At 48.3% G+C, this 26,995-nt stretch carries 4 protein-coding genes and 2 riboswitches; all 4 genes read left to right on the forward strand.

Annotated features, from left to right (window positions below):
- Nucleotides 1–231 precede the first annotated feature (231 nt).
- The 4 genes from LHV68_08835 to LHV68_08850 all read left to right on the forward strand — a co-directional run bounded on the left by LHV68_08835 (nucleotide 232) and on the right by LHV68_08850 (nucleotide 26,994).
- The gene (locus LHV68_08835; GenBank protein MCB4791979.1) at nucleotides 232–21,939 is read left to right on the forward strand and encodes a hypothetical protein; all 21,708 of its coding nucleotides are present in this window, start codon (nucleotides 232–234) and stop codon (nucleotides 21,937–21,939) included.
- A gap of 201 nt (nucleotides 21,940–22,140) precedes the next feature.
- Nucleotides 22,141–22,229: riboswitch (cyclic di-GMP riboswitch) on the forward strand.
- Between the two features lie 197 nt (nucleotides 22,230–22,426).
- A riboswitch (cyclic di-GMP riboswitch) is annotated at nucleotides 22,427–22,581 on the forward strand.
- A 149-nt stretch (nucleotides 22,582–22,730) separates the two neighbouring features.
- Entirely contained in the window at nucleotides 22,731–23,138 is a 408-nt protein-coding gene (locus LHV68_08840; GenBank protein ID MCB4791980.1) for a hypothetical protein, read from the forward strand.
- A 61-nt stretch (nucleotides 23,139–23,199) separates the two neighbouring features.
- Nucleotides 23,200–24,822 carry a PorV/PorQ family protein gene (locus LHV68_08845; protein ID MCB4791981.1) on the forward strand — a complete coding sequence of 541 codons (1,623 nt, stop codon included), beginning with the start codon at nucleotides 23,200–23,202 and terminating at the stop codon, nucleotides 24,820–24,822.
- 345 nt (nucleotides 24,823–25,167) lie between these two features.
- A complete protein-coding gene (locus LHV68_08850; protein MCB4791982.1) occupies nucleotides 25,168–26,994 on the forward strand; it encodes a tetratricopeptide repeat protein in 1,827 nt (608 codons plus the stop codon).
- The last annotated feature ends 1 nt before the right edge of the window (nucleotide 26,995 follow it).

A 26,995-nucleotide genomic window follows, 5' to 3' on the forward strand; every position in this document is an offset into this window, starting at 1 on the left:
AAGACTACGGTCAACTGGACCTACAGCCGTCCCAGCCTTTCGTATTCCTGGGAAGACGGGCATTATTACAGGGCCAGGGTAAAAGGTTCTGATAACATAAATAACGCCGAAGCTGTAATTTCTTCAAGCACCTTTATTTACGACGTTACAAACCCGACGTCGTGCATAACCAACGGCAGAAAACCCGGCGGGCAATCCTGTGCTTTAGTTAACCAGTATTTAGCGGACCTCATGTACGTAGAGGGGACTGCAAACGACCTTCCCCCGGCATCTCTGTATGCAAGCGGCATAAAAGATACAAACGGGGTGGAATACTGCATAATCATGGAATCAAATACTCCTACACATGTATATGAAAACGGTATCCCTGATTCGACTCATGATTGGCAGTGGGACGATGTTTCTTCGACCTGGACGCTTTATTCAGGCACTTTGCTCTGGACAAAAGCAGAGGGCGGGGCTATATGGAACACCAAGAGCATGACAGGCAAATGGTATACAGGAAGATGGTACCTGGTAAAATCACGCGCTATAGATAAAGCGGACAACCAGCAGGATATGGCAAGCGCCAGCTGGACAAGGTTTGCGATAACCCAGCCAGCAGATCATTTAACCGTTAGTGTGGATAATGCAAGCCCCGAAGCCGGCCAGACGGTTACTGTTACAATCGAGGCAAGGGACAATAAGAATAACCTGGCAAAGGATTACACAGGGACAGTTGTGCTTAGAGTAGACCAGAATTACGGTATAGCAGGTTCAGGCCCTGAATTCCCGCGCGGCACGGCAACGCCTCCTGACGGGGTCGGCTGGCTGCCTTCCACATATACGTTTGTAATGGCTAATGAAGGAAAATATACGTATGTAACATCCCGTGCTACGGAAACATTAAAATTCGCCAAACAGGGCACAAGAACGCTTTGGGCAGCTGATATTACTGATCCTACGCATGTAAACGGCAAGAAAGAAAATATCATAGTAAGCGCGGCAAAAGCCAAAAAACTAAGAGTCCTTGTGCCAAACCAGGTAAGAGCCCCGGGTGTTTACAGCGGTATTACGGGTTCTGTTGTGCCTATAGTAGCAGGGACAGCTATTGAAGTAACTGTTGATGCCTGCGACGATTACTGGAACGTTGCTCCTTCAACGAGCGCTGTTGTAAATTTAGCGATAAATCCGAGGTCAAGCCCGTCTCTTCCTCAGGCTTATGAAGATAATAGTTCCCAGAACAAGGAACTCAAAAACGGCAGCAATCTTCCTCAAGGCACTACGGTTTATTCCGTTACCTTGATAACAAAGGGCAACCGTACCCTTACGGCATCTGCCGGAGGCCTCTGGACGCCTTCCACTTCAGGAAATATCTCTGTTTCTGCACAGCCTTCAGAGGTCCTTCAGGTGCTTGTGCCGGGAGAAGTGCAGAGAGAAGGAAAGTCGCCGCACTACCCGTCGTCAGGTAACGGCGGAAAATCAGTTGCTGTAGACATTTCAACTCAGACAGTGGATAACCCTTTTGCGGTCACGGTCAATGCCTGCGATAAATATTGGAACACAGATACGGGCGCCGTGCAGTGGATAGACCTGGCAACTACCGATATATACGATACCAACCCGTCATCAAAACAGTTCTCGTCTGGAAGCACGACGTTTACCTTAAACCTTAAGACCGGCAACCTGGCCATAGGCTGTACTTCAAGATATAATGTAGTTTATGCCTCTGCTTCCGTGCATGAAGGCGCTGCCCTGGCGAACGCAAGTTCAACGGGGATAACAGTTAAGCCTTCGACAGCGGCTTATGTGATGATCCTGATGAACGGTGAAACGCATAAACCCGGAAAAACTACAGCGCCTGCAGGAAAGCTCAACAGTCCTGCTACTTTGACCGCAGGCACAACTACGACTGTAACGGTCCTGTTGACGGACAAATATTATAATTTTACCTCAACTGCAAACGCAACAGCCGGCGAGCTTACTATGCCTATAATAGACATCTATACAAGCGACCCGAACGATCCTTTTAGTGCAAGTGCAAAAGGTTCAAGCATAGGCACACAGCTTATCAAAGGTAAAGCTACGTATCCTGTTTGGCTTAAAACAGCGAACGATACCGGAGTAACTGCCGATAACTGGCTGCTCTATGCCAGGGATACCGATGGGGAAGGCAAAGATTATACTCCGGCGGATACTCCGTCACAGAATGTACAGGTTGATGCGGATACTGTTGTAAAGTTATTGTTATTGGTCCCGGGCGAGACCCATGTCCCTGCTTCTGCAGCTTACCCCGGCGGAAAATCATATACGACTATAGGCTCGACTATCGCAGGAAGAGAATATATTGTCACGGTCAAGACCTGCGACAGGTTCTGGAACAGGAACAGGAATGGGAACACAAGGACTGTCTATGTACGGACTCCTGATGATACCAACGACGATGAACCGATAGGAAGCACCTTAAACAACGGTTTGCGCCCGTTTACTTTAACTATGAAGACGGTCGGCATAACTGGCAGCAAGACTCAAAGGATCTTTGCCGTAGACCCAAGCAATCCGCCGTCACAACAGTGGTCAACCGGAACGATCTCCGGCGCAGGCACTATGACGTTGTATCCCGATGCCGCTTCAAGGCTTTCTTTGATAGTCCAGGGTGAAAACGAAGCTCCTGGTACAGCGCTTGGGAAATCCGGGCCTGCCCTGCAGCCCGATGCAGGCCAGACGTTCTGGATAAGGGTAAACGTTTGCGACCAGTATTTTAACCGGGTCTTGCAGCTGGCTCCTACGGTGCAGGTAAGCTTTCCGAACGATTATGGTTATGACTCTCCGCCTGCTCAAAGCTGGATGAATGACGGCGCTCTGGGTTACAAGACATTTAACATTTCCTTAAGCGTTGCATCGACACAGCAGGTACTTATACACCATATAGACAATATATTTACCGATACCTCTACCATTGTTAATGTAAAGTCAAAACAGGCTGCGCAGTTATTGCTCCTTATGCCTGGCGAGCAGTTCAGGCCAGGAAAAACTTCAGGTATTAAAGGCAAATCCGCAGTTACCCCTGATCCTCAGACAGCAGGCGTGGCATTTATCGTTACTGCTTTATCTGTTGACGAGTACTGGAACCAGGCTTCTACCAACACGAGCGTCTCGCTGACGCTCGAAGACCAGTATGCAGGTACAATATCTCCGAAAAACCTGGTATTAAAGACCACTTTCAGCCTGATACTTTATTCAAAGGACAGCCAGTCAACTCTTACACTCACGGACGGCTCCGGAGGCATGGCAGACTATTGGAACGACGGCTCGACTATGCGCTCGTATGTAAATCTTACTGCAAACGTGCCTTACCGCGCCTTTGTTGTTGCTCCCGGCGAGTGCGCAACCAATAATGACAAACCAATCGCAGGTAAATATAACGTTCTTCCTTACGGTAAGTCAGGCACGCCTACAACGCGGATAGCTGATACGAATTTTACCTGTACCCTCTATGTCGTTGACCAGTACTACAACCTGCTTGACGATGAAGACTCTACGCCCGTGCTTTCATTTAATACTGCAGGGCACTATATAAGGAGCAATGACCCGAACGACGGCACAACTCCCTGGGGAGCGCTGGACCCGGTACAATGGACTACTGAAACTGTAAATAAGGATACAGGAAAAACATTTACGTGGAGGTTCATTACTTCAATAGGAACGACCATCCAGCCGGGCACAGGCTGGAACATAATAGTAGACACCCCGACCAACCCGAGCAACTATAAACCCTCTATGACCCAGGCTATTAAGGTTACGACGAACACGGTTGTGAACTATCCGCAGTTATTGGTACTGCAGCCGAACCAGGCTTATTGGCCCGGGTCCCAGTACGGAAAGAGCACGCGCTCAGGCGCTGACCAGGTTGCGGGCTCTACTTATACTATCACTGTAAAATGCACGGACAGGTATTTCAACCAGACGAACGACGCCCCGATAGTATCGATAAAGACTTATGACGCCTATGACGATGAGACCCAGTGGGCGAACAAGCCCCTGGCAGCAGGCCAGCGTACTTTTGTCATGAAACACTATACAGCAGCTGCAAATTCTGCCTGGCTGACCGCAGTGCATAATTCAGGCGGCAAGGTAACCTATTCAAGCTCCACTACCAACAATTTCATGGTCAATCCTTCAAGCGCGGTAAAACTGCAGGTGATAGTTGCGCCTGCAGTAGATGAAACGGAAGTACCCGGTAAATGGAACCAGACACCGTACGGAAAGACCTCAAGTATCACGACAAAAACAGCAGGCACATCATTTAACGTCAGGGTAAACGGCGTTGACCTGTACTGGAACAAGGTAACAGGCGCAGCGGCTGACGTAAAACTTGCGTCAACGGACACTCACGATTCAGAGCCGTTAAGCACAAGGCCGCTCGATGAAGGTACCACAAGCTTTATATGGACCTTTATTTCTGCTACTACGAACGGCTGGACCCTGACGGCAACGGACGAAGACGCTCAGCCTTTGACATCTTATACTTCGCCTGTCATACCCGTAAATGGCGCTGCGGCAAGTAAGCTCCTGGTGCTTGTGCCTGATGAAGTTCCTGATGCCGGTTCATCTACCGGAAGGTCAGGCACTGTTGCGACACAGACAGCAGGCGTCCCGTTCGTGATAACGGTAAATGCTGTAGATTCAAGCAACAATATAAACAGGGACGTGCAGAGCGACGTGAACGTCTGGCTTAAAACTACAGATCCCTATGACGCAACTATAGCAACACAGACGTTCATAAACGGAACTACGACCTTTACACATATATTTATAACCGCTACAGATGCTACCAACAAAGCCTATCATCCAACACCTCCCGGTATCTCGGCGTCCTGGAGGATAGATGCTTATTCCACGACTTTAAGTTCCCGCGCGTCTTCGCTGGTCCTTGTTAACCCGAACAACGATACGGCGACAAGGCGCCTGTTAGTACTTGTGCCGGGTGAAACCCCTGTTCCTGGCAAGAACCCGTACACGGGAAATACAGGCGGTAAGAACTCTAACATAACGTCAAGGACCGCAGGTGTTGCGTTTAACGTGACCGTCAATGCCTGCGACTACTGGTGGAACCGTAATATTTCCTTTAACCCGGCCAATGTATCCCTGACTTCAAATGACCCGAACTACACGCCTATAAGTGCGCAGACTTTAAATACCGGGACTACGGTCTATTCGCTGACGCTTGTATCAAGAAATGACACGGGCTGGACAGTAAGCGCAAACCATGCGGATTATACAGGCTACACGTCTCCGCAGGTGCCGGTGGCGCCTAACGCAGCACAGAAACTCCTTGTACTCTTGCCAAACCAGACGGATGCCGGTAACTGGGGGACAAGCACAGGCAGGAGCGGCACACCCGGCGAGCAGACAGCCGGCAAGCAGTTTAAGATAACCGTAAAAGCCTGCGACAACTGGTTTAACTTTAAACCCACGGACGTTTCAAGTATATGCGTTGTGACGTCCGATACCTATGACCTGAACCCGTCTACAAGGATGCTCGTCGCAGGTGTTACGAATTTTACAGCGACTGTAGTGACAGCAGGTTCCGGCCAAAACATAAAGGTTTATGACAGGACCTCTCCTTATATGGACATGAACACGTCCGATCCGTTCGACGTCGTAGCAGGTTCTGCCACGAAACTCCTGGTTTTACTGCCTAACCAGACGCCGCTTCCAGGCTCTGCGACAGGCAGGACAGGTACAGTGATAAACCAGACGGCAGGAACACCCTTTACCGTTACTGTACGCTCTACCGACAACAGCTATAACTTAAAATCAAATCCATCCATGGTGCGGGTAGATACGTCCGACCAGTGGGATCTGCATCCTTCGACAAGGGCGCTTGAAGCAGGGACTACTTATTTTGAAATGATGCTCGTCACTGCAGGCGCAGGCCACGTCTTAACCTCCCGGGATGCTGAAACTACGCCGACTCTGGCACTGAACAACTCAAGCACCTTGACCGTGGTCCCCAACAGCGCAGAAAAACTTCAACTCTTGGTGCCTGGCGAGACAGCTGTCCCGGGCAAATATTATAACGGGTACAACCCGGCGCCTCACGGAAAGACGTCCAATGTTACAACCAGGACGGCAGGCAAGACGTTCGTTGCCACGGTCAACCTGGTCGATGCTTATTTTAACAAGGTATCCGTAAATTATCCGTCGGTAAGGCTTACTTCTACCGACCCGTATTACGTTATTACCTCAAGCCAGCAATTACAGAGCGGCACAACGACCTTTACCGTGAAACTCGTCACTTCAGGAAGCGACCCGTCTAACCCGCCGGCCAGTTATAATGCCTGGACGATGACCGCTTCTGATGTAGACCTGGACAATCCTTTGTATGTTTCAACTACAAGCCCGAATATATCCGTGTCTCCGGACACGTGCAAGAAGTACCAGATAATACTGCCCGGCGAAACAGCCGCTCCCGGAAAAACAACGGGAAAATCCGGCAAGACCGAGGATTCAACTGTAAGGAAAAGCACAGCAGGCGTAACGTTCCCTGTCTACGTAAGAGCCTGCGACGACTATTGGAACGTATGCAACGTCGGAAATAATGCCACTGTTACTACAACAGACAGCAACGGCGTTGTCGTTCCTTCGGCAGCAACGCCGCTTGTCAGCGGAAAACGCACTTTTGATGTAACACTTAAACGAGCTACAACGATCGGCTGGACTATCAATGTCACAGGCGGCGGCTATACGCAATACACAACTGCCGGGATAGTGACTGACCCGTCAGGCCCGAGCAAACTCCTGTGCCTTGTCCCGAACGAAACACACGCTCCCGGTTCCAGCACCGGTAAAGGCGGTTCTGTTCTAGGCCAGACAGCAGGAAAATCTTTTGTAATAACGACATTTATAACGGACAGCGAATGGAACCTGGTGCCTTCTACAAGCGCAAAAATAGGGATTACCACTACAGACCCGTACGACGTCCATCCTGACAGCGCTTCAACGAGCGGAGGCGTCGCCAACTTTTCAATAGAGTTCCATAAAGGCATAGGAGAATCCTATACTATAAAAGCCTCAACTGCTGAAGGCAACAAGCTGGAATCTTATACTACGCCCATGATAAATTCAGTTGCCGGCGATGCAGTGAAACTGCAGTTACTGACTTCGCCTCAGGCCTTTAACCCGGGTTCTTCCACAGGCAAGACAGGAACACCGTCTACCTGGATATCAGGCACGCCCGGTCAGGTAACCGCAAGGGTAGTAGACAAATACTGGAACAGGCAAACCTCTGCGGAGACTACGGTCAGGCTGGCCTGCGACGACCCCTACTATTCAGTTCCTGTGCCTAACAGTTTCCCTACGAGCTTAGGCCAGGCTATTATAGACACTACACTTATATCGGCTACTCAAAGCGGCTGGACCATAATAGCATCAACAATAGCAGCGGGCGCTACAAATCCACAGCTCTTGCCCAGCTCCTGCGATAATGTAAAGGTAACTGCAGGTGTAGCATCTAAAATGCTCGTCTTGGTGCCCGGAGAAAGCTTATTGCCCGGTTCGACTTACGGAAGGACAGGGAATAAGACTCTTGAGACAGCAGGTGTAGGGTTTAATGTTACTGTGCAGGTTACAGACAATAAATGGAACCCGATATCTGATTCAACCCAGACTATTCGGCTTACTTCCAATGACCCCTTCGCACCTTCAATTCCGGATAAACAGGCACAAGGCGGGTATGCAGTATTTTTTGCGACAATGATTACAGGCAATGCAGGAGCTTTAAACACAAGCACCCGCACTACAACGCTTACCACCGCTGATGTGACTGCCGGGAGCTCAAAACTCGTAGATTCTGGAACAGGAAGCGTGCCTGTAGGCCCTGCGCCTGAAGCCACCTATTTGTTAATGCTTCTACCTAACCAGACCCATAACCCGGGGCATCCTCCGTATGCTCCGACTTCAACAGGCTGGAACCCGGGCGGTGCAAGCGGCTATCCTTCTGTCCTTACTGCAGGGGCTTCCTATTATATTACTGTAGGTGTTTGCGATAAGTACTGGAACATCAATCCCAATGTCACCGCTCCTGTAGTAACTGTTACAAAGTCAGACACCTATACTTCAAATCCTCCTGCTGTAGCTTTATCAGGCGGCAAGAATACTTTCGAGTTCAGCTGTAAGAAGGCAACTTTATACCAGGAGTTAAGCGATAAGACTACCTGCCAGGCAACAGCAGGCGGCTATTATATTTCACAGGCAACCGTCTCGGTGTCACCTGCACCGGATACACCGCCGAACGCCAAACTTTTGATCCTTCCCGAAGGCCAGAGCGCCTTACCAGGTTCGGTTACTGGTAAGACCGGAAATACCAAGATTCAGACCGCAGGAGTCTGGTTCCCTGTAAAGGTTTTCTGCACTGACAGGTATAACAATATCAACAAGAACTTCCAGCCCGGAGTGACACTTACGTCTACTGACCCGAATGACGATACAGCTTTGGGCCTGCCGGGATTTTCCTGGGACCCGAAGTACCAGCCTCTGGTCAACGGGACCACGGTATTCATGATAACCCTCGTAACCGCAAATACGGGCCATTATCTGACCGCCAATGACACAGATGGGTCAGACCCATATTATGGGAATACAATGTCGGACAAAGTAAATGTCAATTCAGGCGGGGCAGTTAAACTCCAGGTCTTATTGCCGGGTGAAACAGCCAAGCCCAACACAGCCATAGGAAAAGAAGGGACAGTTCAGGAACAGACAGCAGGTAAGTCATTCAATGTAACGGTCAACTGCACCGATGTTTTATGGAACAGGAACGATGCGGCTGCTAACACTATGGTCGCACTTAATTCTGCAGAGCCTTATGCGGTTTTACCCTCAACTCAGTCGACCGTCTCAGGGCAGGTAATCCTTCCTGTAACTCTTTATAAGGCGACCACAAGCAATGTAATCATCTCTTCTGCAACAACTACGTCTTATATACTTGGTACTTCTTCGATATTCACCGTCATTGCATCGACTGATGCAAGGCTTCATATAACCCTGCCGGGCGAAACTTATAAACCGGGCAAAGGCCCGTACAACGGAACAGGCGGGAAACAGGGTACAATAACTCAGCAGACCGCAGGCCAGAATTTTACTGCAACTGTAAGAGGGACTGATAATTACTATAACTTAAAAACAGGCATGGGCTCTGCTCTTGTAACTATCACATACTCTGACCAGTGGGTAAACCCTCCTAACTCTGCTGCTTTGAGTTCCGGTGTACAGCCTTTCGTAATAAACATGGTCACTTATTCAACCCAGACTGTATATGCTACTTACGCTGTACCAATTATCTCCTCGGCTACTTCAAGCGGGGTTTATATACATCCGAAATATTCTGAAAAATACCTGCAGATACTTGCTCCAAATGAAGTTGCACAGCCCGGTCATGCCTCAACAAGAGGCCGTTCAGGTTCTCCTTCAAATCGCACAGCAGGCGTAGCGTTTAAGGTCACTGTAAATGCCTGCGACCAGTATTATAACCCTGTCAGCACTAACCCCGTGGTGACAGTGACAACCAACGACGTCTATGACCAGGAACCCGCTTCAAAAGCCCTTATAGGAGGCACAACTACTTTTGACCTGATGCTAGTCTCGGCAAAAGTGACGCGCTCATCCGCGACTGCAAACAGTTTTATGAGGGATTATACAGGTGACATGACCGTAATAGCAGACGACAGGTCAACAAGCGACCAGCGGTTACAGATATTATTGCCCAATGAAAAAGCAGCGCCCGGAAAATGGAACAACGGAACAAATTCTACTCCGTGGGGAAAGACCGGGTACCCGAGCGCTCAAACAGCGGGTGTGGCGTTCCCGATAACTGTAAGGACTACGGATAAATATTGGAACCCGACAACGATTTATCAGCCTTTTGTAGACGTAAGTGCAAGCGATCCTAACAATGGATTGGGAGTACTCCCAATCCAATTAACAGGCGGGGTAAAAGTATTTGACAGTTCTTCCATCAAAACATGGTTTGTTACTGCTAACAGGTACTCTGTAATATCAAGCTCTTATACCAGCGGCACTAAATACCACCTGCCGTATGTTTCTACGCCGGTATATGTGAATTCCGGAGGCTCTGAAAAACTTCTTGCCCTTGTACCTGGCGAAACTTATAAACCCGGGACACCCAACGGCAAATCCGGCCCGCATAACAGCGTGACAGCAGGCTTGCCGTTTAATGTAACTGTCTACGGCTGCGACTCAAACTGGAACTATGTGAATGGTGAGACGTCTTTAGTCCGTTTAACTAATACGGATATCTACAGCAACATGTCTCTCGGGCTTGGTTACAAAGAGCAGGGTCTGGATTCAAATGCAAAAACCGTATTTAGCCAGATAATATATAAAGCAAGCACGCATACTTTTACGGCAACAGACCAGTCGCCCGAAAATGGCACTATTGATTTTTACTTTACTACATTTACGGTCACTGCGGTTTCTTCTGCTGCTGTCAAGATGCAGGTCCTTGTGCCGGGCGAGACTTATAAACCCGGAAAACCGCCGTACACTATCGGCGGAGGAAAGACCGGCGCTCCGTGGCCTCAGGTCGCAGGGAGTTCCTTTACAGCAACAGCAAGGCTCGTTGACCCATACTGGAATACCGTAAACTCAGGCCATCAGGCCAGGATAGATACCCAGGACCCGTATGACGTACACCCTGCCACGACATCATTAGTCGGAGGAAAGAGGGAGTTTGACATTAAGATGGTGACGTCTTCCTCCTGGACTCTTACCGGCGTTGACATAGACAACCCGCTCATCGCGGTAGGTGTTTCTTCTCCTGTTTTTGTAGCGCCGGGTGGAGCCAAGAAACTGCAGGTGCTCCTGCCCGGAGAGACGCTCGTTCAGGGACATATAAACGGGAAGACAGGCACGCCTAAAGCCCGTATAGCGGGAAAGGCATTTAATGTGACGGTGAACCTGTGCGACGATAACTGGAACACCATAGTTTCAGGGCCTATGCCTTCTGTGACGCTCGGCTCCGACGATGTTTACTGGTCGACCCCGACCGCCCTGACCCTTAGTAACGGCACAAAAGAGTTTGCCGCTACGCTTATAACGGCTGCCACTCATACGATAACGGCTCAAGCCGAAGGCTATACTCTGGGAGTATCATCGCCTGTTTATATTAGGCCGAACGAAGCTAAACAGTTGTTGGTAGTATTACCCAACCAGCAAAGGGTCAATGGGAAATATAACGTGGCGCCTTTTGGAAGAAGCGGGAGCGTAGCGACCCAGACTTCAGGCGTACAGTTCTATTCTACCGTCTATGCAGTGGATGATTATTATAACTGGGTAAGTACCGTTACCCAAAACGCGATAAACACAACTACAAGCGACACTAATGATGTTAACCCCGGTAATCTATATATGGCCTACGGCCTGGCGATAGCGTCATGCACCGTAAGGACCGTTGCGCTGACCACGATATCTGCTCAGGACAACGACGGCGGGGTCTACCCGAACCTCGCGAGCGGCCAGTCGTCGCCGTTCACTATGGCAGCGGGTCCTGTAAAGAAACTACAGGTCCTTGTCCCGGGCGAGTTTCCTGCGCCCGGCACGGATTCAGGAAGGACCGGCACTCCGTATCATGCAACAGCAGGCCATCCTTTCACCGTTACGGTAAGGACCTGCGACACGTATTGGAATTTAAGGTATTCGACGCCTACTATAAGTGTCTGGACCTCTGACCCCAACTATAACATTAATAACCCCGGTGCTGCGACCTGGTCGGGCCTTATTACCACTTCTAAGACTGTAGCCCTTACCATGGTCACGGCATCTACAGGCACGACAAAGTATTATGTCTACGTAGAAGACCAGACGGATGTCCTGACTCCTTTAACGTCCCAGGGGATAACCACCGATGCCGATATAGCCGAGAAATTGTTGGTTATTTTAGACGGAGAAGATTTCAAGGGCGGCACGGCTACAGGCAAGTCAGGTATGCCCGCAGAACAGACCGCAGGGACAGCTTTCCCTGTACGCGCCGCTATATGCGACCATTATTGGAACAGGGTGACCAATGTCCCTGAGCTTATAAAAGTGACGAGCCCAGTAGACCTGTACGACGTTGAACCTTCGTCCAGCCAGGTCGACACCGGCAGCGGCACAACTCCTCAGATGATGTTCACCCTTACTATGGCGACGACTTATCAATATATCAGGGCTGATGACGTCGATTATATATATCCACAATGCACAGGGAACAATTCATCGGTATTTAATGTTAAACCTGCACCGCCGACTAAACTGCAGATACTCTTGCCCGGTGAAACAGGAATGCCCGGAAAATGGAACAACGGGATAAACACTCCTCCTTACGGAAAGACCGGCAGCCCCGGTTCCGTACCGCAGACCGCAGGGGTAAGTTTTAACGCTACGGTCAACCTTGTAGACGTATTCTATAACGTACAGACGGCAGTTACCCAGCCGTATGTCCATGTGAATACGAACGACAAATACGATGTAGAGCCCTCGACAAAACAGCTTGTTTCCGGGAGCAACTACTTTGATATCAACCTGCATACGGCAAACACGTTCCATATGCTTACAGCCATAGATACGAGCTATACCTATACTTCTGATGCTTCTCCTTTGTTTACGCTGGAACATTCCTCTGCCGCAAGGCTGATACCTTTAATGCCGAACGAAACGTACGTGCCCGGATCGTCTACAGGCAAAACAGGCACGCCTTCGACCTGGTTTGCAGGCGGTAATTTCACTACTACCGTGTACCTGACTGATATGTTCTATAACAGGGTGCGCGATGGCGTCACAATGCCGAACGTTACATTCACCAGCTGGGACCCGCAGGACACGGAACCGTCTGTGCCGCTGACATTCGTGGACGGCGCTAACACGTTCCCTGTATTCCCCAAGACTGCTGCAAGCACCTGGACCCTCACAGCTGTCCAGACCGACGTACCGTCGAAATATATGTCCGGCAAGTCCTCTGATATACGGATCTGGCCCGGGAACGTCAACCACTTTGAGTTTGTGAACCTCGTATCTACGGTCATAGCAGGCACGGGTTTTGACGTACGCGTAAATATCCATGACCCGTACCATAACCTTGTCGATACAGGCACAAACTGGACAGGTTATGCGACCCCCAACAGGCTGGTAAGGTTCATTTCTGATGTCTATACCTCTCCCCAGAATGCATCTACGCCTGCAGACTATGATTTCGCCCTGGGAGATAACGGTACAGCGCTTTTCCCCATAGGCATAACCTTAAGGAGGGCATCAAAGACCGTCTCGGATAAGAGGCATATACAGGTTTATGATACTCAGGTAACAAGTATCAAAGCAGACGGCTACATTTACGTCCGACCGGGCAGTTTCTATAAAATGGCTGTTTCAACAAGCATAGCAGAACCGGGCTCGCCTGTACACAACACTCTTCTGCCCGCAGGTTCAGCTTCGAACAACGCTAATATCCAGGTAATAGGACAGATGGTAGACTCTTACAACAACGAGATATCTTCGGCAGGGCTGACCGCGCACCTGTTTATAAGGGATGTTTATGGCTCTACAGGCACGATAAAAGACGGTGCGCCAGGCCAGGCTCATCACGTCTGGGAGTCCACAACAACGGACGCCAACGGAAGGGTCGGTTACAGCTCCGTTATAAACGGCCCTGGCGCCTTATATTATTACGCTTCTACTATCGCAGGCCATTACGCAAGGGTCTGGATAGCTACGTTTACTGCGCCCGGCGACATTTCTGCGTTTACCGCTGACTACAGGAATATTTCAGGCAGGATCACGACAACGGGCGGCACACCGGTCGAGTTCCGGTTCAAGGATATGCCGGCAAGCATGACAGCAGGCATAGAAAGCCCGGCTATTAAGGTCGAAAGGTATGACGTTTTCGGAAATATTACGTCGCAGGGCCTGTCCCAGCCGATACTGTCTTCGAATTCACTTTCTCCGCAGAAACAGTTCAGGTGGCCGAGCGGCGCAAGCAATAACCTGATAAGTGTGGGAAATAAAATAGACATCACTAACGGCAATACCTTCGCTCAGTTCTATTATTATGACGAAATGTCCTCCTATCCCCAGGGAGAAAACTCAAGGCCCGGCCAGTGGCAATTAAAAGCGACAGGCCTTAACCTGGATGCATCGCAGAACCTTATTGTCAAGCCTGCGGCTACGGTCAAGCTTGCATTTACTAACCCGCCGAGGACGGAGTTGGCAAAGAGTATAAAGGCCGCTGACCTGCAGACCGTCCAGGAGTTCATCATCCAGCCGCAGGACTCCTACAGCAACCCGACTATATCCACCTTTACTTCGATATTCGTGCACCTGACAAGCGACAGGCTGCAGTCCAAGACAAGCGATTATTATGCGTTCTCTATTTCCAGCATGTCGATTGGGTCTTTTAATGACGGCATAAGGACCGTAGTAGAGATAGCTACGAATACATATTTTACAAAAGTTTACTATAAGGATACCCGCGCCAGCAATTCCTATACCCCGGTCAATTCAAAGCCGATAATACAGGCAAAAGAAACGCCTGAGAAGTTCTGGACCATGGGGACCCAGCTGGTAACTATCCTTCCGGATTATATATCAAAGACGGTTTTTATATCGCCTAACCAGCAGTTGACAGCAGGGACCACATCCCAGCTTTTCCTGATCCAGACGCAGGATCCCTATTCTAACCCGTCCCCTGTCCTGTACGGGGATTCAGACCCGAACATCAGCTATACGGGCATCAGGTTCGGCCTGTCGTGCACTTCGCCGAGCACCTATAAGAGGTTTAAGACGGTAGGCTACGGGTGGCAGAACTCTACCGGTGTTGTCTTAATGAAAATAAACACGGATACGACTTCTTTCTATATGGTAGACACCTGTGCCGGCAACTATAACTTAAGGGCCTCGGAAGACAGGTTTACGACAAAAGGCTGGGGTGTTGCCATCCAGACCTATACTGTGGTCGCGGACGTGCCTTATAAAATGGTTTTTGCTACTCCGCCCAGGCGCCTTATCGCAGGAACGACCATAGGGTATTATCCGGACTATAGCGTTGGAGTACAGACGAATACAGCCATAAGCATACAGGTCCAGGATTTCTGGGGCAATACCAAGGCGGTATCGCAGCCTACTATAGTTTCAGTAAGGACGAAGTCTCCTCCCAGTAACCCGAAAGCCTATGCAAGCGTCAACCCTAACCCGCCGAACCCGCTGACAGGTTATACGTCAATTAACCCGACGGATACTCCTCTGCCTATAACTTTAAATATAGGAGATTCAACGGCCAATTTCTATTTCAAGTCCGAGATCGCAGGCACCGTGCCTATAGAGGCCTGGATAGGCGGTCTTCAGCATACTGTTCAGAACCAGACGATTACACCAAACAAGATAAGGTATTTTACCATCGAACACTCATATACGAATGCAACCCCGCTCTCAGTGCAGATACCCGGCCCGATAACAGTGCAGGCAAGAGACCAGTACGGCAACAGGGCCAGCGGAGACACGATAAACGGGAATTATTATGTAAGTAAAGCCAGGTTCTGGAGCTGGGGCAGTACTGCTACGGTCACCTTAAATCCGTCCACCTTTACCTTTACGAACACAGCAGGCACTTCTATGCCAGAACCGGGCCGTTTTGTGAACCTTCAGATAACAGACCTGATACAGGAAAATTTAAGGGTCGGGGCAAGCGATTATCTAGACTCCAGTATCAATGGTTTTACCTCGGATATAAGGGGCTCTGCCGGCGATATAGTTACGGTCGGTGTTGTAATGAACCCTGCTGATTTCGCCCCCGGCGGCAAGACCGCCTCTGACCTGGGACTCGGCTCCTACCTGGTCCAGGGCGACGGGACCATACCGTCTAAACCTTCGCCGATAGCCATGGTGAGGATGACGTTACAGATAAACCCGAACGTTCCTACTATAGTTTCAAGCGCCACCTGGACCTATGTGAGGGTCCAGCGTGCAGGGTCCCTGGGGTATAACCAGGTAGCTGAAATATCCTTATATAAAGATGCAGGTGCAAATCCGAACGGCCGTTTCGACGGAGATACCGTACTCGGCAACCCCTACAGCGCAACGGACCTGTTCCTCTCAAGCGGCACCATCACGGATGCAGTGAGCGACGAAGTAACGTTAAAGCTCAGGCTCCCGCAGGTAATTACAAGGACTCCTCAGGTATATTTCCTGTGTGTAAAGATACCTTCTGACGCGACCAGGAACGCCACTCTCGGGCTCAAGCTTCCTTCAAATGCTTTAACTATGACAGGTACGGCCCTTCTTGCACGCAATAACTTCCCGTTCACTTCATACTTATCCAGCGTGCACACTGAACCTGCAAAAGTCCTTGTTGAACTCAGGGACATATCCGCCTGGTATGACCCGGACGCGGACTCCAACGGGCCTTTGCCTCTTAAGAGTTATGATTACGTGCCGCAAGGGTTTACCGCAACCGGCATGATACGGATAGGTATGTGGACCAGGGATTACACCGCCCTTTGGAAGCAGCTGACAGTGACGCGCACCGGCGTGGGGCCAGATTCGGACCTGGTATCTGCCAGGTTGTTTTCGGATAACGGCGACGGCCTGTTCCAGTTCGGGACGGATATGCCTGTATCTGAAGAAGCCGTGTTTTCAGGAGGCCAGGCAAAGGTATTGATAAACAACCACTTGATAGACACAAATACGCAGTATTTCTTCCTCGTCTATAAAATAGCGGACGGAGCTGTCCTCGGCAATACGATAGGCGCAAGGCTTACTGTGACCGATTTCAGCATGGCAGACGGAAATATGGCGGCGGAAGACCCGATCAAATACCCTGCCCAGGCCGCCTTGTTCAATTTCCTCACTGCCACTCCTGCTATTCAGGCGACCCAGGACCATCTTATTGTAGACCAGGCCCTCTCTGGAGGCGTTGTGCCAGGTGCGGTTACCCAGGGAGATCAGGACGTGCCTCTTGTATTGTTAAGGTTGAGGACAGATTATAGGAACGTTTTATGGAACAACCTGAAACTTACCCGCAGGAACGTTAATGATAGGAACTCTGACAAAGATGTGGCTAACGTCAAAGTCTATTATGACCGCGGCATAGGTTATATGACCCAGGGCCTGACTGCAAGCAGTACAGCTTCGGCCCTTATAAGGCTTACCACCACCTATGCTTTTGGCCCGAAAGGTTATTTGTATGTCGGGAATGAAATAATGCAATATACCAGTGTAATATCTTCGGATACGTGCATCTATGTGCCTGCCGGAGGAAGAGGAGCCTTAAATACCGCTGCAGTCGCGCACGGGCAGGGAGAACCGGTCGTAGGCACAGGAGACACTATCCTGCAGCCTAAAATAGACCAGCTTGTTTCTCCTGATGTGCCTCAATATATGAGGTTCGTGTCTTCCAATGTTTCGATACCGATAAACGGGCCGAACGGAGGCCAGCAGATCTTGGCCGATAAGCCGTACCCGAACGGAGTAGGAAAAGTCTATTTCATTGCTTATGATGTAGATTATTTTGCGGCTCTCGGAGAAACCTATCTCGGTCTTGACGTAAAAACAACAGGCTACTTTACCGTGAATTATCCAAAACTCGTTGACCCGAGCAAAATACCGTTCTCAAGCGAAATAGTAAGGATAAACGAATATCCGGACAAAATAACGGTCACTCCCAAGGAAACCACTATAGGTGACAGCCTGATGCAGGGAACTACGAACCAGGCTGTTCTGTCCTTTACTCTGGAGGCCGACAAGTCCTATGGTTTCCTTAACAGCATTTATTTAAACCGTACCGGAAATACGGCCGACGTTGACGTGACTGCGGTCAAAATATGGTATGACGGAGACGACAACGGTTTCCTGTCTCCGAATACTACCAACGACTGGGTGATAGGCACAGGGACTTTCGGCGGCCAGAACGTAGAAGGGGAAGCTTTCATAAATATCGCTACAAATACGCTTACTTTAAAAGGCGGTTCAGAAGTACAGCCTGACCTCTGGAGAAAGATAGCAACGGAAGCCTCAAAAGGGAAAAAGAACTACTTTATAACTTATGATATTTCCCCCGTTACCCTTCCGGAATATACCATGGGTGTAAAAATAAAAGGAGCAAGTGCGTTCCTTGTGTCTACGCCTAATACTATACTGTCCACTAACCTGCCTTATGAGTCCCAGTTAAGGACTATCGTCGCTTCCCCGAGAAACGTGACCGTTGTCCCTGAAGCTCTGGATGTTTCGTTCCTTGCCAAGGAACTCAATGCGACCGATAATACAGTTTATCTGCAGTCTGTGGCGAACTTCCAGCCTGTAAAAGGCGGCGCAGTGATAGATACTGAGATAATCCTTTATGATTCTATAAACCTTGCGGACAATACGCTTAATAACGTCACCCGCGGCACGTGGGGTTCCAAGGCCGCCAGCCATGCTGCAGGCGCCATGGTCTCCCGTTCTTATGAACAGGGCATGATAAATGCGTCTATCCTGAAACTTAAGCTTTCCTGCGACAACTTCCAGGTCAGGTGGTACAGGCTAAAACTTAACCGGACACTCCCTGCGGGCCTTTACGGGTATGACCAGGACGTCAAGAACGTTAAAATATGGAAAGATAACGGCAACGGCATTTTTGACAGGGATCAGGCCACGGGGCTTATAGCCTCGGAAACCCTCGTTTCTACAGGGACCGCGAATTTCGGGACGGTCATCGACGGAGTATGTTTTGTCCAGCTCCACGGCGACGGGATTGACGGCAAGGGAGAACAATACCTTCTCATAAAGGCAACTCCGACTGTCTTCTGGGTAACGATGGACATAGACCAGACAGCTACCCAGGGCGCTGTCATAGGCGTGCAGTGCCCGTACGGGGCTTCCTTTGAAGTCGGCGCAAGGGAAAGGAACGACCCCGTACACCATATTATAGACGGGGATGAACTTGAGTTCAGCAGTGTTGTACCGTATAAAGCCGACCCGTTCCCGTTCCGTTCAGGCAGCTATTTCTTATATGCCACTGTAAACACGCTGTCCGTCAATTATGAGGCCATAATGCCTGGTAAAGCGAGCCAGAATGCGACGAATGTCCCCATGATGTCTTTAAGCATGAAATCGGATCAGAATACGGTCATCTGGCAGGGTTTAAAAGTTGACCTGACAGGCACAGCCATAGATAAAGACCTGTCTGCGGTAAAGATCTGGGCGGATGTGAACAAGAACGGGTTATTTGATGCCGGGGACAGGGCTCTGAACTCCAAGAACGAGCTGGCAGGGCTCATCACTTACGGGACCGAGCACTTTGCAAACAGGACGGTGGCTATCCGTTTTAAAAAGCCGCCGGTAGTTAATTCGACCGAGACCGTTAAGTTCTTCGTAACTTATGACCTGGACACGCTTGCAACTATCGGGCACACGCTGGGGCTGTCCATAGCTAATACGAATTATTTTATTGTTAATTCGCCCAGCCTTGTCAAGTTGACCCGGTCGGCGCCTTACGCCACCGACCTTGTTACTATCCAGCAGTTCCCGAACACGCTTACCTTTGAACCTTATCCGTGGAGCGATCCGACTCATTTGCCGGACCTGCTTAACGGAGCGATAATAACCCAGGGAGATTTAAACGTTCCCGTAATGAAATTCAGGCTAAAGACCGACGTATCGGAAGCTCTCTGGACAAAGATAAGGGTTGAGCGCATAGGCCAGGGTGCGGCAGGCCAGACTTCAGGCGGCACTAATAACGATATCGCCCTGGTAAAGATCTTTAAAGATTCGAACGGCAATGAAAAGTTCGACGGAGGAGACCTGCTCATTTCTTCAGGCACAGATAAATTCCCGCTGGACACGGTGGGCCCGACCTGCGACATCTCTTTGGCAGAGCCCCAGATCATAAGGCCCGTGTCCCAGGTCTATTTTGTTGTCTATGATATAGCTACAACAGCTTATGCAGGCAACAGCATAGGCGTAAAAATAAAGGACCGCTCAAGCCTGGCCGTCAATGACCCTAACAGCTTTGCAGTGTTCCCGACATCCCCGCCGTTCCAGGCCGGCGGCTGGTTCCAGAGCTCCTATGCTCCCATACTTCCTATTAAAGTGAAGATGGCTTGCCAGAACCTGGCGCCCGTGGTCAAATTGCCCGGGGACAAGAATATACCCATGTTAAAGCTCAACCTGAACTCCGAATCAAACCCCATAACTATTTCGTCGATAACTGTTTATCAGACCGGCGAAATAAACCGGCCTCAAAGCGACCGTGACTGGTACTTGGGCATAGGCGACGGAGATTTCTCTGCCATCAAACTCTGGAGGGACGACGGTGACGGGCTTTTTGACCAGGTAAAAGATACTATGATCGACAGTATTCCGAGCAAGAAGTCTCTGATGGATGCCGGAGTTATTCTTAGAAGCGATGTCGGCGCCATCCGCTGTTTCTCAGGCGGCCTGGCTACCTTATATTGCGGAGATATCATTAATGCAAAAGTGCAGAATTATTTTCTTACCGCAGATATGGGCACGACCGACCTCGGAGGAAAGCCCGTATTCCAGCATTCGGCAGGCCTTACGATAGGGTCTTACTCTGACCTTAGTATAGTGCCTCGAACATCAGCGTCCAGCATAGACAATACCTTCCCGTATGAATCAAAAAGCTTACGTTTGGCGGATGTTGCTATCTTAGCCGTGAACGTCAGGCCGGACAAACCCGGAGTAAATGACGTTGCCTGGTTCAATTCTACAACAAAAATAAGTGCAAAATGGGAGATAATCAAGGTTCAGCAGGCTCAGATAACTTCTTACATGGCAGCTCTTGGAAGTAATCCTGACCTGGAAGATATGACGATGGGCATGGGGCAGAACGGCTGGGCTTCCACGCCTACGCAGTCCATAGACCTTACAGGTCTTGCTTTGAGCGAGCCTATAGTGACATTCCTGGGAGCTGATTTACTCGCAACACAAGCTAACGGGACAAGCATAACAGCTTACCTGCCTGCAGGCCATCCAAGGATAGGCACACCTGCTACGGCTGGTTTTGACAGTGGCGGGCAGATTATAATAGGAAGAGAAATAATAGGTTATACAGATTCAAGCGGCGATTCGTTTAAGAACATAACAAGGGGCCTGCATAATACAACTATAGAAGATCATTATAAGTCCGATCAGATAACGAACCATGCCTACTTCCTTAAAGTTAAAGCTGTTTCAAGCCTGGCAGGCATAACACCTCAGGTCTGGGGAGTTATAAAGGTAGATATGTCGCCTCCTTCCAACCCTGAAAATGTATTGCCCGCTCCTGCTGTATCTGGGGTCCCTGCTACGGAAGGAAAATATGAAGTTAAATGGGTAAGCGCAAAAGATTTTGAATCAGGGATTGAAGAATATGAAGTACAGGAAAGGATGGACGCTAACCCGGTCTGGCAGACTATTGACGTGATATCAGGCAACAATTTCAGCATAAATGTTGGAGACGGCCTGGCCGCTGACATTAACGGCGTTTCGATAAAAGACGATGCAAGGCCCGAAGGCCACTTCTATTATTACAGGGTAAGAGCAAAGAACGGAGCAGGTTCCTGGGGCCCGTGGTCTGAAATGTCTTTACCAGCTACTACCGGTATACCTAACGATGTTATTTCTGCGGTATCCAACTATCCTAACCCGTTTGATACGCGCAGGGGCGGACAGGAAGGAAAAACCAATATAACCTATATATTAAATCAGAATGCTGAAGTCACTATTTCAGTGTACGACCTGTTAGGTTATCTTGTTACAGAATGGAGATTTAGCCAGGGCGAGGAGGGCGGAAAGCAGGGTACTAACGTTGTTCCCTGGGACGGCACTAACGAAGCAGGGCAAAAGGTCGCAAAAGGCGGGTATATTGCCCAGATAAAAGTAAAATCGAACCGGGGTGTTGTTACTTCTATAAGAAAGATAGGAGTAATACACTAAAAAACCATTGCAAAATGTAAAATGCAAAATGAAAAATTAAGGATTCCTGCTTTATAAGACTTATTTGAATTATCCCGCAAAGCGGGATACCACAATTTTGCATTTTTCAATTTGCAATTTGAATTTAAGTAAAAAAGCCCTTGACAAATCAAAGGGTATCGGTTATACTAATAGTGGAAGAAAAAAGTTATATGTTTTTTCGACGATAAACGGCAAACCCAGGGAAACCTGGGGACGCAAAGCCACGGAGCTAAAGATAGGGGGCTATCCAAGCCAGCCGGGTTGCCGAAGCAGAAGAAAGACAGAATAATTTTTTACACTAAATAAGTGTCCCCCTATCTTTAGCTACCGGATCCGCCCAGGGCGGACGGTAGTTTTTGATTTTTAAAGCCGCGACTACCGGAAAAAAGGCGATGCGAGACTTAAAGTTCTTTTAATGAAGCAAGATCCGACAAAAACCGCTTAACGAGCGGTTACCCTGATGTAAAAGTCGGGGTGGCAAACCCAGGGAAACCTGGGGACGCAAAGCCACGGGCCTACTATACAGTGACCAGTAAACAGTAACCAGTGACCATAGAATATGTAGTTTGGTCACTGGTCATTGGTAACTGGTAACTGTTTTACGGTAGCCGGGTTACCGAAGATATAGTCACTTGTATCCTGTTATTTGATACAAGCCCTAAGTGACTGAATAATAATATATAATATTTATATTATTACAACAGTATATCAAAGGTAACCGAATTGTCCGTGGAGACAGTTCGGTTTTTCTATTTTAAAGAGGTGCCAAAATGTTTAAAATTAAACTAAATATCATATTAAAATTGATCCTGGGGCTGGCAGCCGCGTTTATATACCTGGGTGCCGGTACGGTTTCTTTTGGTCAGGGGAACGGAAACTCTTTAGGGTTAACTGTCAGCAACTATCCGAACCCTTTTGATTCCAGGAATGGATTTACGACCATTGTCTATTCTTTTTCCAAAGAAGGAAGGGGCAGGATGTTAATTTATGACCTGTTGGGTAATTTAGTAAAAGAATACCCTATCGAAAACAGCGGCACGGGCGCTAACAAGCTGGTCTGGGACGGCACAAACGAAGCAGGACAGAAAGTGGCAAAAGGCGGGTATGTCTGTGTCGTTGAGGTCTTAACCAGTTCAAATAAAGTGCTTTCTATAAGAAAAATCGGAGTAATTCACTAACGGCAGAGAGCAGTAACCAGTGACCCGTGACTAAGTGACAGGGAAACTGAGAGAAAAGAAAATGAAAACCACATTAACTATAACCAATCTAATAGTCAGAAACCCAATAAGGATATTAATGTTTGTCTTTGTTGTTAACTGGTTACTGGTTACTGGTCACTGTTCACTGGTTTACGCTGCTGCTACGGGCGGCCAGCCGGGCCAGTTCCTTTCCTGGGGAGCGGGCGGAAGGTCTTTGGGTATGGGGAGCGCCTTTTTCGCGGTAAGTGACGATGCCTCTGCTACTTATTGGAACCCTGCAGGCCTTACCCAGATCGACAGGAAAGAACTTATGGCCCTGCATGTAACTCTTTTTGCGGATACTTCTTATGATTTTATATCTTACGTCCATCCGACGCCTAAAATGGGTGTTTTTGGAGCGAATGTGACACGTCTTTCTTCAGGCGGTTTTGAAAAGGTGGCGGTAACATTTAACCCGGCCCAGACGGATATAATCAATATTGAGAACCTTGGGACTTTCGAAGACGTGAGCACGGCCTTGACCTTTGCTTACGGTAAAAAAATAAAAGAAAACACGTCTATAGGCGTTTCCGGTAAATACATAACCCACACGCTTGATACTTCAGTAAGCGGTTTTGCAACGTTTGACACAACTCTTTTTGTTGATGGAATGAGCAATACTTTAAAGGACCTGAAACTTGGTTTCGGGATCCAGAACCTGATCAGCACAAAACTCGGGGATACGGATGACGTATTGCCTTTGATCCTGAAGATAGGCGCCAGCCAGAAATTCTTACGGGACAAACTCATGGTCGCCCTTGACCTGGACAAAAATATGAATACGAATATGGGCTGGCACATTGGAACTGAATACTGGGCTATCAATTTTGTAGCGCTCAGGCTGGGTTTTCAGGGAGAAAGCGGGCTAAGGGAAACGACGGCAGGTTTCGGGGTTAAATATAAAGATTACAGCATCGATTATGCCTTTGCTTTGCATGACCTCGGTTTTTCGCAGAGGTTGTCCGGTTCCTGGAGGTTCGGTCCTTCGGTCAGGAAAGACAGGGATAGTTTAGTGAACCGTTATTTGCAGGAAGGCATAGAAGCTTACAGGCAGGGAAACTTCATGCTTGCGCACGAAAGGCTTGAAGCATCTCTGGAAATTGACCCGACAAATAAAGAAGTTCAGAAATCATTTAATAAGATACAATTGATAACAGGGTATGTGAAGGAGGCAACGGGAGAGAACGAAGAAGTAAGTGCTATAAGAAAAGCGGTTTCAGGGTATATGGAAGGCGATAATAAAACGGCTATAAATGCCCTGCGTTATGCTTATTATAAGAACCCGAGCAATGTGAAAGTCTTGGCCTTGCTAAACAGGATAGAGCAGCAGCTTGGGCAAAAATTGACCGATGCACATAAAGAAGAGGTCGTAGGTTTTACTATTATAGACCAGAAGATCTATGATTCAAGACAGGCCATAATCGAAGGTAAATATGATGAAGCGCTGATCAAGTGCCAGGACATACTTAACCTGGAACCCGAAAATATCACGGCCCTGGAAATGATGGGTTCGGCGTTCTTTATGATGGACCAGCCGGATAAGGCAAAAGAAATATGGATGAAAGTCCTGGAACTCGACCCTACGAACAAAATAGTGCCGGAGTTCCTGAACCAACTAAAATAACCCGTTAGGAACAGACCCTAAAAGCATACCGGAATACCGGAGCGTGCCGTAACGTTTCTAACGGGAATAGAAAAAACAAGGAATGATATATTATAAAAGTTTAAAGAGCAGTCCCCGTTAGAAATCTCGGGGCAAAATATGTTGTAAAACGTAAACATCAGTTTTACAATACTATAATTAAAGATTTCTAAACGGGGTAAAAAGATTCGGCTGATGAGAATGAATACGAGTAATACTTCAATAAATGAAAATAATAAATTAAAAAATATTCTGCATGGAATTTGTTGAAATTTCAATGAATACATGCTTTTTTTTGTAGTTAATATAAAAGTAATGAGGAATACCATGAAAAAGATTAATCCATCAATCATCAGGCAAAGGGCTCCAGCTATACTGTTATTTGCTTTTATAATATGCCTAATGCCAATTGCCAAAGTATCGTCCGCTGTAGAAAGAACAGATACAGATCAGATGAACCTTATGGACCAGGAGATAAAATACGAAAAAGAAAAATCTGATTACCTGCAGAGTTCTATCCTTGACAAGATACTAGGCCCCGGAAGGGCTGTTGTTATAATCGATATTGAGCTAGGCATTGAAACGCAGATCACAAAACAGACGGCAAATGAGCAGAAGAATGAAAAGAAAAAAAGGCTCGGAGACATGGAATATCTATTGCCTGGCATCCCTAACCCTAAATCCGTTACCAACGAAGCGCCCCCGGCCGAATCAAAAGACGAAGCAGGTCATGCAGAAAAAACCACTATTTCAGCAAAAACAGTCATAAAAAAACAGGTAGTGACCGTGCTCCATGATGAGCAGATACCCCAGGAGAAGCTGGATACGGTAAAAGATGCGATAAGCAGTATCCTTAAAATAACCCCGGCCCGCGGCGACAGGGTCGACTTTAAGAAAACGAAGTTTACCAGGGGTTTCTTTGAAAAAGCTCTGGACCCGTACATCCTTATCCCTTCTGTAGTTGCCTTGCTCATCCTGTTTTTTCTTTTCGGGCCTTTATCCAGCTTCTTCCGTTCTCTGGTAAAGACCCTGAGAGAAAAAGGAGGCACGGAAGTAACGGTAGATTCCACTTTTGCAGGCGGCCCGGAAGGCGAAGAAGGCGAAGGTAAAGACGGTAAAGGCGGCGGCGTAGGAGGGTTGGGAGGGCTTGAGTCCTTGGAAGGAGAAGAAAAGAAGTATATCCCTTTTAAATATATTACCGAAGAAAACCTGAAAAGGTTGTTGTACATTATCAGAAAAGAATCTCCTGAAGTAATAGCCCTTGTCATAAGCTACCTCAAACCAGAATACGTAAGGCTTATGTTGAATGGCTTAAGCCCTGAACTCCAGGCACAGGTCGCCGTAGAGATGGCAACGATACGCCAGATGACTCAGCAAAAAGTTTTATCTGTAGATAACGACATAAAAGACAAGATAGACTTTTTAGTAGGCGGGCTTGACCATCTTTTGAAGGTTTTGGATGAAGTCGATATTGTCACAAAAGAAAATATCCTTGATTATCTAAAAAACGAGAAACCCGAACTTTATGAAAGGGTCAAAAAATACGTCATAGTATTTGAAGATATCCCGTCATTCCCGGACCTGGCTATGCAGACTATAATAAGGGAACTTAAATCCGAAAGCCTGGCAAAAGCCCTGAGGGACGCGCCTGCCGATATCATGAATAAATTCTTTGCAAATATGTCGGTTAACGCAGCGGCCGTATTGAAAGAGGAAATGGAATACGGCAGGCCTTTGACCAAAGAAGAGATCGAAGAAGAAAGAAAAAAGATAATCGATACCGTAAAACAACTGGAGAGAGACACGAAAATATTCATAAGAGAAAGGCCTAAAAGCGGGGCCCTGGAAGGCATCCAGGACATAATCCCGGGATACGTGGAACCGGGCACGAGCGGTGACTTTAACGAGTATTTTAACGCAGGGGCCGGGTTTTATGATTCGGGCGATTATCAGAATGCAGTAGGTTATTTTGAATACTGCAGCCAGCTGGACCCTATGAATGCACAAGTCTTTCAATATTTAGGCAATTGTTATTACTCCTTAGGGCGTAATCAGGAGGCCCTTGCTGCTTTTGAACGAGCTCTCGAAATTAACCCGGCTGACGAATCTTTGAGGCAGTGGCTTGCAGAGCAAAAGAAAGTATTGAGCAGTTAAA

It is taken from the genome of Candidatus Liberimonas magnetica (assembly GCA_020523885.1).
GTDB classification, from domain to species: Bacteria; Elusimicrobiota; Endomicrobiia; order Endomicrobiales; family JAFGIL01; genus Liberimonas; species Liberimonas magnetica.